General features: G+C 69.0%; 10 protein-coding genes. 1 reads left to right on the forward strand and 9 read right to left on the reverse strand.

The window, feature by feature from the left end:
* From AC27VN_RS18335 to AC27VN_RS18365, 7 genes are all read right to left on the reverse strand, one after another.
* Positions 1 to 1224, reverse strand: a 1224-nt coding sequence (locus AC27VN_RS18335) for a DEAD/DEAH box helicase (RefSeq protein ID WP_490877446.1), incomplete at its 3' end; no start/stop codon positions are given.
* A 153-nt stretch (positions 1225 to 1377) separates the two neighbouring features.
* Positions 1378 to 2265, reverse strand: coding sequence for a KPN_02809 family neutral zinc metallopeptidase (gene ypfJ / locus AC27VN_RS18340; protein WP_093340404.1), 888 nt, complete (start codon positions 2263 to 2265; stop codon positions 1378 to 1380).
* Positions 2266 to 2400: 135 nt separating this feature from the next.
* Positions 2401 to 2967: a dCTP deaminase gene (gene dcd, locus AC27VN_RS18345; RefSeq protein WP_057591958.1), complete on the reverse strand. Its 567-nt coding sequence runs from the start codon at positions 2965 to 2967 to the stop codon at positions 2401 to 2403.
* An 82-nt stretch (positions 2968 to 3049) separates the two neighbouring features.
* Positions 3050 to 4336 carry a guanine deaminase gene (gene guaD, locus AC27VN_RS18350; protein ID WP_490877447.1) on the reverse strand — a complete coding sequence of 429 codons (1287 nt, stop codon included), beginning with the start codon at positions 4334 to 4336 and terminating at the stop codon, positions 3050 to 3052.
* Positions 4337 to 4501: 165 nt separating this feature from the next.
* The gene (locus AC27VN_RS18355; protein WP_093340407.1) at positions 4502 to 5038 is read right to left on the reverse strand and encodes an Rrf2 family transcriptional regulator; all 537 of its coding nucleotides are present in this window, start codon (positions 5036 to 5038) and stop codon (positions 4502 to 4504) included.
* A gap of 264 nt (positions 5039 to 5302) precedes the next feature.
* Positions 5303 to 6412, reverse strand: coding sequence for a BMP family ABC transporter substrate-binding protein (locus AC27VN_RS18360; protein WP_490877448.1), 1110 nt, complete (start codon positions 6410 to 6412; stop codon positions 5303 to 5305).
* 74 nt (positions 6413 to 6486) lie between these two features.
* On the reverse strand, positions 6487 to 6879 hold the full coding sequence (locus AC27VN_RS18365; RefSeq protein ID WP_209544163.1) for a carboxymuconolactone decarboxylase family protein: 393 nt from the start codon (positions 6877 to 6879) through the stop codon (positions 6487 to 6489).
* A gap of 147 nt (positions 6880 to 7026) precedes the next feature.
* Here AC27VN_RS18365 and AC27VN_RS18370 point away from each other — a divergent pair, with 147 nt between their 5' ends.
* The gene (locus AC27VN_RS18370) at positions 7027 to 8253 is read left to right on the forward strand and encodes an MFS transporter (protein ID WP_177239229.1); all 1227 of its coding nucleotides are present in this window, start codon (positions 7027 to 7029) and stop codon (positions 8251 to 8253) included.
* Positions 8254 to 8402: 149 nt separating this feature from the next.
* On the opposite strand, the gene AC27VN_RS18375 is transcribed toward AC27VN_RS18370, so the two are convergent.
* Both AC27VN_RS18375 and AC27VN_RS18380 read right to left on the reverse strand, forming a co-directional pair.
* Positions 8403 to 10949: a penicillin acylase family protein gene (locus tag AC27VN_RS18375; RefSeq protein ID WP_490877449.1), complete on the reverse strand. Its 2547-nt coding sequence runs from the start codon at positions 10947 to 10949 to the stop codon at positions 8403 to 8405.
* A gap of 140 nt (positions 10950 to 11089) precedes the next feature.
* Positions 11090 to 11905 carry a helix-turn-helix domain-containing protein gene (locus tag AC27VN_RS18380; protein WP_398498860.1) on the reverse strand — a complete coding sequence of 272 codons (816 nt, stop codon included), beginning with the start codon at positions 11903 to 11905 and terminating at the stop codon, positions 11090 to 11092.
* Positions 11906 to 12174 lie beyond the last annotated feature (269 nt).

Genomic DNA, 12174 nt, shown 5'->3' on the forward strand with positions numbered 1-12174 from the left:
CACGTCGCGCGCGTCGCCGGCCTCGCCCTCTTCGCGCCAGTGGCGGCGGCCGTCGTTGATGCGGCCGCGCGGGCGGTCTTCCTCGAACTCGACCGGCTCGAGCTCGATCTTCTTCTTGATCAGCTTCTCGATGTCGGCCACCAGGCGCGCATCGTTGCCGCCGCTCGCGAAGCTCACGGCCAGGCCCGAGGCGCCGGCACGGCCGGTGCGGCCGATGCGGTGCACGTAGTCCTCGGCATTGAACGGGATGTCGAAGTTGAAGACGGCGGGCACGTCCTTGATGTCGAGGCCGCGGGCCGCGACGTCGGTGCACACCAGCAGGTCGACCTCGCCGGCCTTGAAGGCGGCGAGCGCCTTCAGGCGTTCGTCCTGGCTCTTGTCGCCATGCAGCGCCGAGGTGCGCAGGCCGTCGCGCTCGAGCGTGCGCGCGAGCCGCGCGCAGCCCAGCTTGCTGTTGACGAACACGAAGGCCTGGGTGATGCCGCGCTGGCGCACGATCTGCTTGAGCGCGCGGCGCTTGTCGTCGTCGGACACGCTGTAGAAGTGCTGCTCGACGGTGGAGGCGGTCTCGTTGGGCCGCGCCACCTCGATGGTCACCGGGTTCTGCAGGTAGCTGCCGGCCAGGCGCTTGATCTCGGGCGAGAAGGTGGCCGAGAACAGCAGCGTGGTGCGCTGCTTGGGCAGGTAGCTGAGGATGCGCTGCAGGTCGGGCAGGAAGCCGATGTCGAGCATGCGGTCGGCCTCGTCGAGCACCACGTACTCGACCTGGTTGAGCACCGCGTTCTTGGCCTCGATGTGATCGAGCAGCCGGCCCGGCGTGGCCACCAGCACCTCGACGCCCTTCTTCAACTCCAGCGTCTGCGGCTTCATGTCGATGCCGCCGAACACCACCGTGCTGCGCAGGTTGGTGTACTTGGCATAGAGCTTGATCTGCTGCGCCACCTGGTCGGCGAGTTCGCGCGTGGGCAGCAGCACGAGGGCCCGCACCGGATGCCGCGCGGGCGAGGTGGAGGCGTTCTCGTGCTTGAGCATGCGCTGCAGCAGGGGCAGCGAGAACGCCGCGGTCTTGCCGGTGCCGGTCTGCGCTGCGCCCATCACGTCCTGGCCCGAAAGCACGACCGGAATGGCCTGCTCCTGGATCGGCGTCATGGTCTCGTAGCCCATTTCGGCCACGGCACGCGCCAGCGGAGCCGCCAGCGATAAGTTGGAGAAGGAACTTGTCATTGAGCCCGCTATTGTCGCACTGCCGCAAAAAACGGCAGTGACCGCGCGATGACAACGCCCGCTTTCGCGGCATTGCTATTTATTAAATAGCAAACAATGGAGCACTGGCGCGCGGTCCAGGACCTCACGCTGTCAGGCAATCGTGTGCAACTCTTAGAGGTTGCGCGCGTTGAAGGTGTCGCAGGCCTGCACGCTGCCCGTTTGGTAGCCGGTTCCGAACCAGCGCTGGCGCTGCGCGCTGGTGCCGTGGGTGAAGCTGTCGGGCACCACCGCGCGCCCCGCGGAGCGCTGCAAGGCGTCGTCGCCGATCTTCTGCGCGGCATTCATCGCGGCCTCGATGTCGCCCGGGTCGAGCCACTTCTTCGACTCCTGCGAGTGGTGCGCCCAGATGCCCGCGAAGCAGTCGGCCTGCAGCTCGACGCGCACGCTCATCGCGTTGTTCTGGCTCTGGCTCAGGCGGCGGCGCATGCCGTCGACCTTGGCCGTGATGCCGAGCTCGTCCTGCACGTGATGGCCGACCTCGTGCGCGATCACGTAGGCCTGCGCGAACTCGCCCGGCGCGCCGAGCTGGTTCTTGAGCGTGTCGTAGAAGCCGAGGTCGATGTAGACCTTCTTGTCGCCCGGGCAGTAGAACGGCCCCATGGCCGATTCGCCGGTGCCGCAGGCCGTGGGCGTGGCGCCGCGGAACAGCACGAGGCGCGGCGCATGGTAGGTGCCGCCGTTCTTCTGGAAGATGTCGCTCCAGACCACCTCGGTGTTGCGCAGCACGGTGCTGACGAAGGCGGCCTCGCGGTCGTTGGCCGGCGGCTTGGGCGCCGGGCCCTGTTGCTGCTGCTGCACCGGTGCCGGGCCGCCGCCACCGCTGAGCAGGCTCAGCACGGTGAGCGGATTGATGCCGAAGACCCAGCCCGCGATCAGCGCGACGGCGATGGTGCCGATGCCGATCCCGCGGCCGCCGATGAAGCCGCCGCCACCACCGCCACCGCCCTCGCCGCGGCGGTCTTCCACGTTGTCGGATTGCTCGTTGCCTTCCCATCTCATCGCATGCTCCTTGCCGGCCTCTTGCTGGGGTTTTGGCCGGTGATCGCCGGATGGTAGCGGCCCCGGGAGGCGCCGGGGTAACCGGGCGTCAGCGCAGGCCGCGCGCGCTCGAGGGAGACGCGCTCGACAACGCGATCAGGTCTTGGGCAGCGTCACGCCGCGCTGGCCCTGGTACTTGCCGCCGCGGTCCTTGTAGCTGGTCTCGCAGACCTCGTCGCTCTCGAAGAACAGCACCTGGGCGCAGCCCTCGCCCGCGTAGATCTTGGCCGGCAGCGGCGTGGTGTTGCTGAACTCCAGCGTCACGTAGCCTTCCCATTCGGGCTCGAAGGGCGTGACGTTGACGATGATGCCGCAGCGCGCATAGGTGCTCTTGCCCAGGCAGATGGTCAGCACGTTGCGCGGGATGCGGAAGTACTCGACGGTGCGCGCCAGCGCGAAGCTGTTGGGCGGAATGATGCAGTAGTCGCCGTGCATGTCGACGAAGCTCTTCTCATCGAAGTTCTTCGGGTCGACCACCGTGCTGTGGATGTTGGTGAAGACCTTGAATTCGGGCGCGCAGCGGATGTCGTAGCCGTAGCTCGAGGTGCCGTAGCTGATGATCTTGTGGCCGTCGGACTCGCGCACCTGGCCGGGCTCGAAGGGCTCGATCATGCCGTGCTGCTCGGCCATGCGCCGGATCCATTTGTCGCTCTTGATGCTCATATGCGGTCGCTGCTGCGGGGGGAACGGGCGCGAATTGTGGCATGGCGGCCGGCGCGGCCCGCCCGCCCCGCCCTCCCCCGCTCTACCCCGCCTGCGAGATCACCGTGCGCTCGACCAGCCGGTCGTCGCCCAGCACGATCAGCGCGAACAGCAGCTCCTCGAGGCCGTTCGCGCGCGCGGTCTTGCGCTCCAGCAGCGGCGTGGCCTTGGGATTCAGCACCAGGAAGTCGGCCTCGCAGCCCGGCTGCAGGTTGCCGACCACGCCGTCGAGTCCCAGCGCGCGCGCCGCGCCGCCGGTGTGGCGCCACCAGAGTTCCGAAGGCGCGATGCTCAGGCCGGCCTTGGTCTGGCCCTCGCGGCCCACGTAGTAGGCGGCCATCATGGTGTGGAAAGGGCTGAAGCTGGTGCCGCCGCCGACGTCGCTGGCCAGGCCGTAGGGATGGCCCACGTGGTCGGCCTTGCCGAAGTCGAAGAAGCCGCTGCCCAGGAACAGGTTGCTGGTCGGGCTCACGGCCGCGGCGGTCTTCGTCTCGCGCAGCAGCGCGCGGTCGGTGTCGTCGAGGTAGATGCAGTGCGCGTAGACGGCGCGCTCGCGCATCAGGCCGAAGCCGGCATAGACGTCGAGGTAGGAACGCGCCTGCGGATACAGCTCGCGCACCCAGGCCACCTCGTCGCGGTTCTCGGCCACGTGCGACTGGATCCAGGTGTCGGCGTACTTCGCGGCCAGCTCGCCGGCGCCGCGCATCTGCGCGTCGGTGCTCGCGGGCGCGAAGCGCGGCGTGATCGCGTAGCCGAGCCGGTCGACGCCGTGCCACTTGCGGATCAGCGCCTCGGAATCGATCAGGCTCTGCTCGGTCTGGTCGCGCACGCCGTCGGGCGAGTTGCGGTCCTGCAGCACCTTGCCGGTGATCATGCGCAGGCCACGGCGCCGGGCGTCCTCGAAGAAGGCATCGACCGAGGCCACGTGCGAGGTCGCGAAGGTCAGCGAGGTGGTCACGCCGTTGCGCAGCAGCTCGTCGAGGAAGAAGCCGGCCACTTCCTTCGAATGGGCCGGGTCGACGAAGCGGCTCTCGGCCGGGAAGGTGTAGTTCTCGAGCCAGGGCAGCAGGCCCGGCGAGGGCGAACCGATGATGTCGGTCTGCGGGAAATGGATGTGCATGTCCACGAAGCCCGGCGCGAGGATGCGCCCCGGCAGGTGCGTGGTGTGGACCTCGGGATGGCGCGGCGCCACGGCGGCATGGCTGCCCGCATCGAGCACGCGCTGGCGGCCGGCGGCATCGGGGCCGACGACCAGCAGGCCGTCTTCGTCGAACTGGGGGAGACCGGCGGCGTCGAAGCGCAGCAGGGAGGCGCGGTAGGCTTTTTTCATCGTGGAGGCCGAGCGTAATGCAGCCTCGCGCCGCCGCAATTTCCATGCGCGTATGAGCGCTATATGGCGCGCGACCTGCGGGTTATCCCGAGGGCAGGGCCGGAAACGGCAACGCCGGGCCGTCGCGGCCCGGCGGGAAATTCAGCCGCTCAAGACCTCGGAAGCTCAGGGCTTCGCGAGCATCTTGCCCAGCGCGAACACCGAGTTCGGCACGTTCGTCGGGCGGGCCACGCTGGGCGCGGCCTGGCGCGAGGTCGCGTGACGGACCACCGCCGGCGCCTTGGCCTGGGTCGCGTTGCGCGCGAGCTGCTCGTCCATCAGGTGCTGCAGCGTGACCGAATCGAGGAACTCCACCATGCGGCTGTTGAGCGATGCCCAGAGCTCGTGCGCGGTGCAGCGCACGCCTTCTTCCTCGCTCGCGGAGGCCGAGGACGGCGCCGCTTCGGCGGCGTCGACCGCGAACACGATGTCGGCCACCGTGATGCGGGCAGCCTTGCGGCCCAGCGAGTAGCCGCCGCCCGGGCCGCGCGTGGAGGCGACCAGTTCGTGCCGGCGCAGCTTGCTGAACATCTGCTCCAGATAGGACATCGAAATCTTCTGCCGCAGGCTGATGGCAGCCAGCGTGACCGGACCGGTGGTCTGGTGCAGGGCCAGGTCGATCATGGCGGTGACCGCAAAGCGGCCCTTGGTGGTGAGACGCATCTCATCTCTCCTTCGTGCTTCTTGTAGACGTGAGGCCATTGCGGCCCCGTGGCGAAGCTTCCTTTGTTGTTATACGTTCTTCCAGAAACTCGACGCCGGAGTATCGGGCCTCGCGGACCGACTACCGGCAGATCCCGCCATTGTCGGCGAAAGATCTGCCTTTTTGGCACCGGAAAAGCACTGAAGCCTTCCCGAAAACCGGCATAGAGCGATTCGACACGAAAAACCGCATTCGGTTCCCGAACCCGTCGACAGGCGTTCCGCTCAGCGCGCGATCCGCCCCTGCACGCCCTCGGCCAGCCAGTTCATCCGCAGGATCTGCTCGTCGGACAGCTGGCTGCCCTTGGCGATCACGGTGCGGCCCTCGTTGTCGCGCACCTCGGCCGCCACCGCGCGGAACGGCTGCAGCCGGCCGGCCGCGATGTCCTGCTGGCGCGCCAGCACCTCCTGCTGCACGGCCTGCGGCACCTTGGTGCCGAAATCGCCGACCCGGATCATTCCTTCCTTCACGCCGCCCCAGAGGTTGGCGCTCTTCCAGCTGCCGTCGAGCACCGCGCGGGCGCGTTGCGTGTAGTAGCCGCCCCACTGGTGCGTGACCGCGACCACCTGGGCGTCGGGCGCGATCTTGCGCATGTCGGAGTGGTAGGCGATCGCCAGCTTGCCGCGCTCCTGCGCCGCCGCCATCACCGCGGTCGAGCCGGTGTGGAAGGCGATCACGTCCACCGACTGGTTGAACAGGGTCATGGCCGCGTCGCGCTCCTTCGGCGGATCGAACCACTCGTTGAGCCAGACCACGCGCACGGTCGCCTTCGGATTCACCGAGCGCATGCCCAGCGTGAAGGCGTTGATGCCCTGCAGCACCTCGGGGATCGGGAAGCCGGCCACGTAGCCCGCGACGTTGCTCTTCGTCATGCGCCCGGCCGCCACGCCGGCCAGGTAGCGGCCCTCGTAGTAGCGCGCGTTGGCGGTCGCCACGTTGGGCGCGGTCTTGTAGCCGGTGATCGACTCGAACTTCACCTCGGGGAAGTCGCGCGCCACCTTGAGCGTGGGCTCCATGTAGCCGAAGCTCGGCGTGAAGATCAGTTGGTGGCCCTGCTGCGCGAGATCGCGGATCACGCGCTCGGCATCGGCGCCCTCGGCCACGTTCTCGACATAGGTGGTCTTGACCCGGGCGCCGAGCGCCGCTTCCACGGCCTTGCGGCCCTCGTCGTGCTGGCGCACCCAGCCGGCCTCGGTCAGCGGCGTGACGTAGACGAAGCCGATCTTCAGCGGCGGCGCGGGTTGGGGTTGGGAGTAGACCCGGGAGTGGGCGGACAACAGAAAACAGGCGGTCAGCCACGCCACCAAGGCGCGGCCCGCGAGGTTTTTGTACATGGTGTTCCTCTACATGGCCCCGGAAAAAAGAAATCCCCGCACCGGCCGGGACGCCCGGTGCAGGGGCGGGCATTTTACTTGTCGAAGGCCGGGTCGACCGGCACCCGGTAGCCGTTGACCAGCCGGTTGGTCTCGTTGGCCATGCCGACCACGGCCATCAACTCGGCGAACATCGCCGGCGTCATGCCGGCCTTCTCGGCACCCGCGTGGTGGCTCGCGATGCAGTAGTTGCAGCCGTTGCTGACGCTCACGGCCAGGTAGACCATCTCCTTGACCACCGGGTCGAGCGCGCCGGGCGCCATCACCTCCTTGAGGCTGGACCAGGTGCGCCGCAAGGTGGCGGGGTCGTTCGCGAGGTACTTCCAGAAGTTGTTGACGTCGGGCACGTTGCGCGTGGCCTTGATGTCGTCGAACACGGCGCGGACCTCGTCCGTGGCGTTCGCGTACTCGATGGGCTGGGGTTTCATGCGGTGTTCTCCTGGGTGTCTGTGGCCGGACACCCATTAGAGCGAAAGCCGCGCGGCCGCGCCGCCACCCGTGCACAGCCGCGATGGCTGCCGCCGCCAATCGGCAGGCGCCAGGGCGCGCGGGCGGCGGGACAATTCCGCCACCCCATGACGACCGACGCACAGCCCTCCTCCACCGCCGCGTTCACGCATTCCACCCACTGGCGACGCAACCTGGTCGTCTGCATGTTCGGCTCCTTCACCACCATCGTGGCGATGACGCTGCTGCTGCCCTTCCTGCCGCTGTACGTGGAGCAGCTCGGCGTGAAGGACCATGCGGCGATCGTGCAGTGGTCGGGCGCGGCCTATGGCGCGACCTTTCTCAGCGCGGCGCTGGTGGCGCCGCTGTGGGGCTGGCTGGCCGACCGCTACGGGCGCAAGCCGATGCTGATCCGCGCCAGCCTCGGCATGGCGGTGGCGATGGCGCTAATCGGCGTGGCCGGCAACGTCTGGCAGCTGGTCGGGCTGCGGCTGCTCGCGGGCCTGCTCGGCGGCTACGCCTCGGGCTCGATGGTGCTGGTCGCCACGCAGACGCCCAAGGACCGCACCGGCTGGGCGCTGGGCACGATGTCCTCGGCGATCATGGCCGGCAACCTCGTGGGGCCGCTGGTCGGCGGCGCGCTGCCGCCGCTGATCGGCATCCGCGCCACCTTCTTCGCGGCCGGCGCGATCATCTTCGTGGCCTTCCTCGCCACGGCCTTCCTGATCCGCGAGGAGAAGAAGCCGCGCGCCGCCGCGGCCAAGGGTGCCGATGCCGGCGCCGGCTGGGCCGCCGTGCCCGACAAGGGACCGCTGGTCGCGATGCTGTTCACCGGCATGCTGCTGATGCTCGCCAACATGTCGATCGAGCCGATCATCACGGTCTACGTGGCGACGCTGGTTGAGGACCCGGCGCGCGTGACCATGATGGCCGGCTTCGTGATGTCGGCCGCCGCGCTCGGCAGCATCCTGTCGGCCTCGCGGCTGGGCAAGCTGGCCGACCGCGTGGGCCACTGGAATGTGATCGTGGGCTGCCTCGCGGTGTCGGCGCTGCTGCTGATCCCGCAAGCCTTCGTGACCTCGGGCTGGCAGCTCGTCGTGCTGCGCTTCCTGATGGGGCTGTCGCTCGGCGGCCTCCTGCCGTGCATCGCGAGCGTGATCCGCCACAACGTGCCCGAGCGCGTGGCCGGCAACATGCTCGGCTATTCGACCTCGGCCCAGTACACCGGCCAGGTCGCGGGGCCGCTGCTCGGCGGCTTCGTGGGCGGCCACATCGGCATGCGCGCGGTGTTTCTCGGCACCTGCGTGCTGATGGCGGCCGGCGCGGCGTGGAACTGGGCCGCCAAACGGCGCTGAACGGTGCCGATCGCGCGCCCATAAAAAAACCGAGGCGGGGCTTTGGGGCCCGCACCTCGGCAACGCAGTGAAGGATGGGAGCGGGCCCGTGCGCCGAAGTTCAACCTTTCGTGGCTGTTCCGACGAACGGTGTTCCGCGCCTCACTCGCTCATTCGCTGATCGAACTGGTCTTCAGCGCCGCATCGCCCTGGATCTCGGCTTCGGAGAACGGCACCTTGAGCCACTGCCCGGCGCTGTAGGCGCGGGTGTAGTCGGCGTTGTGCGCCGAGGCCGGGTCGTCCGACAGCGAGAAGGTCAGGAAGGTATGGGCTTCCACGCCCCCGGCCGGGAAACGCACGATCTGCATGTAGCTGTTGCCGTTCGGGTCGTTGTCCATCGAGTAGCCGCCCTTGTCGAGCCGGTTGTCCGAGCAGGCAATGGTGAAGTAGCCCGGGCCGCCGCAGCCGCCGTACAGCGGGATCTTCTCGCCGCTGCGCGTTGCGAACAGCACGTCGCCGCGCTTGGCATCGGCCGCGAAGCCGCTGGCCTGCACCCGCGCTGCCGCGGCACCGAGGGCTTCGCGCAGCGCGACGGCCGCGCTGCTCTTGAGGTCGCGCGGCGTGTGGATGGGATCGGCCGGATCGAAGGGCACGTCGTAGAGCGTGGCGGCCGGCAGCAGCGAGGCACGGTTCCAGAACTCGTCCCAGACGTGCGCTCCGCGCGAGGCCACGGTGCCGGTGTTGTCCCAGGCACGCAGCGCGGCGCAGGCGGCGCTGACGTCCACCGTCGGTCCGATCGCGTCGCCGGTCGCCGGGTCCTTCGACACCGACACCGTCGGTCCGGTGCACACCATCGCCAGCGCCTGGTCCTTGAACAGCTCGGCAGTCAGCGCACGGCTGTTGAGCACCATGCGCTTGACCGTGTCGGCGGTCGCGCCCTTGGCGCCGTATGCGTCGCTGCCGTCGATGCGCCCCTGCGCGAGCAGGTTGCCCATGCGGGTGCGGAAGCTCACGGGGCTGGTGCCGGCCGGGCCCATGATCGGCAGATAGCCGGTCATCGGCGCCTTCGGATTGGCGAGCCAGTAGCTGTCGTTCATGTTGGCCACGTAGTCGTCGCGCTGCAGGCTGGGCAGCCGGGCCGGGCCGATCGCGCCCTTCTGCGCCGAGTCCGCGTCGGTCTGCCAGTCGCAGGCGCTGCGCGAGCCGTCGAAGATCGGCACGCGCGCAAGCGCGCCCACCTGCGCGTTGAGCAGTTGGCCGACCGGCGTCGTGCAGCTCGTGGTCTGCGCGGGCGACACGTTCGGGATCGCGCCGATGTCGGCATACCAGGCCTTGGCCGCGCCGCGGCCGACCGCCACGGTGTTGACCCAGGGAATCGCGGCCTCTTCCTTCTGGATCGCGATGAACTCGTCGAGCGACTTCGCCATGTTCCAGCGGTGCCAGTTGCGGAACAGCCGGAAATTGTCGGCGTTGATGTCGCGGATCGCGTAGGCGGTAGTCTGGTTCCAGGCCAGCTCGGGCTTGATGTCGGCCAGGCTGATCATCGGACCGTATTCCGACTTGTAGAGCGTGCGCGTCACCGGCACCACGCCACCGCCGTCCTGCTTCACCTGCACGGTGATGTTCGCGGCCTTCATCTTCACCGCCGCGCCGTCGCGCATGTAGCTGGTCGGGTCGCCCGCGGCGAGCTTGAGCTCGAAGAAGCCGAAGCGAGTGGCGGTCGAGACCGTGTGGCTCCAGGCGATGTTGTCGTTGAAGCCGATCAGGATCACCGGAATGCCGAGGAACGAGGTGCCGCTGATGTTCACCTGGCCCGGGATCGTGAGCTGCGCCTGGTAGAAGCGGTCGGGGCCGCGCCAGTACCAGTGCGGGTTGCCGAACAGCATCGGGCTGTCGTTGCCGGTGGCGCCGGTGCCGAAGCCGATCATGTTGCTGCCCACGCCTTCGTCGCCGCCCACCAGCAGTTCGGTGTCGCGCAGGCCGGCCAGCCGCGTCGCGACCGCGGGCCGGGCTGCCTCGCGACGCGCCATCGTCACCGACGCGGCGGGTGCCGTGGCATTGGCGATGCGCGCCAGGTTGACGCTGAGCCCCGCCGCGAAGTTGGCCGCGTACATGCGCCGGAAGATGTCCTCGCGCGTGACCTGCTGCACCCAGGCCTCGCCTCGGCAGGCCGCGTTCGCACCCGCGCTGCCACCTGCCTTGATCTCTCGCACATAGCGGTTGTAGCCCGCGGCGAAACCCTCGACCAGCTTCAGCAGCGTGTCGGGCTGCTGCTTGAGCATCGCCGCCACCACGTCGTCCGAGATCACGTGCTTGTGGAAGAAGTCGGAGTCGATGTTCTTCGGCCGGCCGATGGTGCTGCTGAACGGGATCTGCGCGTCGGCGCCGAAGTAGCGCGAGCGCTCGCCGCGGTAGGTGAGGAAGGAGTTGGCCATGGTGCACAGGTCGTCCTGCGCCTGCGCATAGCCGTAGCCGTAGCCCGCGCCGGCCCAGTTGTCGGCCTTGATGTGCGGCACGCCCATCGCGGTGCGGCGGATCTCGGCCTTGTAGGTGGCGTTCTCGGCCGGCGGCGGGTTGATCGGTCCGATCGGGAAGAAGCCGCCTCCTCCTCCACCGCCGCCGCAGGCGACCAGCAGCGTGGCCGCCGCGGCCAGCGAGGTGGCTGTGAATGCGAGGGCGAGCGGCCGCCTCCGGCCGCGCGGATTGTCTTGTCTCATGTCGGATGTCTCCTGTGAATGCTCGGTCATGCTCTCTTGATGGAGCCTCGCCAGCTTAGGCAGCGCACGAGGGGCTGGCTTGAACGAAGCCGCTGTATTGCGACCGCGCGACCACGCGCAGGCGCCGCTTCAGCAGGCGCTCAGGAATGCATCGGGGCCGCGCCGTGGCCCCAGGCCTGCGAGGCCTGCTCGTCGGCCTTGACCTCGACCTTGCCCGCGAGGAACGAGGGCGCGAGGCCGAAGTAGCTCTTGAAGGTGCGGCTCATGTGGGCCGCGTCGGTGAAACCGCTGGTCAGCGCGACGTCGGTCAGCGGGCGCTGGCCGGTGAACTGCTGGACCGTGCGCCGCACCTTGGTCCACAGCGCATAGCGCTTGATCGACACGCCCACCTGCTGCGCGAACAGGTGGGTGAGCCGGTCGGGCGAGAGGCAGGCCACGGCCGAAAGCTCGCGCAGCGACACCGCGCCCGCGCGATGGCGGATCGCGTCGAGCACGCGCTCGATGCGCGGATCGTTGGGCATGCGGCGCTCGGGGCTGCCGGTGATGGTCTCCACCAGGCCGCGGCTCAGCGCCTGCAGCGCGGCATCATCGAGCGCGCCGGCCTGCGCGGGCTCGAAGCCCTCGCGCAGGCGGCCGAAGCGGCGCGCATCGAGCACCTGGATGCCGTGCCCGCCGAGCTGGCGCGAGAGCATGCGGTAGGCGACCGAGGCCGGATCGATGTTGAGCGACAGCAGCCCGCAGCCCTCGACCGCGAGCCGGCGCGCCACGTGCGGCGCCACCACGGCGGCGGTGCAGTACGTGCGCGTGCCGTCGGCCGCCTCGAGCATGAACGGATGCCCGCTCACCGAGGCCAGCACCGTGGCCGAGGAGCGCGCGGTCAGGCCCGACTGGATCGCCGGCGTGATGTAGAGGAACCTGTCGTCCCACAGGTGCAGGAAGTTCTTCGGGGTGGCCATGGACCGGCTTGTCTCGTCTTGTCTCTTGTCTTCTGCGCCCCATTCTGGGGCGATCCACGAGCAGGCGGTATGAGGCATTGCCCTCACTGCGCCGAAGAACGGTCGGCCCGGCCCCGGGCTCAGTGCAGCACGCTCCCCTCGCCCTGCACATGCTCGCGCACCGCCTCCAGCAGCAAGGTGCCCAGCCGCGCGGCCGGCGCTTCCGCCTGCGCCTGCGCGCGGTAGAGCGACAGCGACATCTGCGGCAGCGCGGGCAGGCCGAGCAGCGT

The organism is Variovorax sp. 20P10.2.4 (assembly GCF_058244205.1).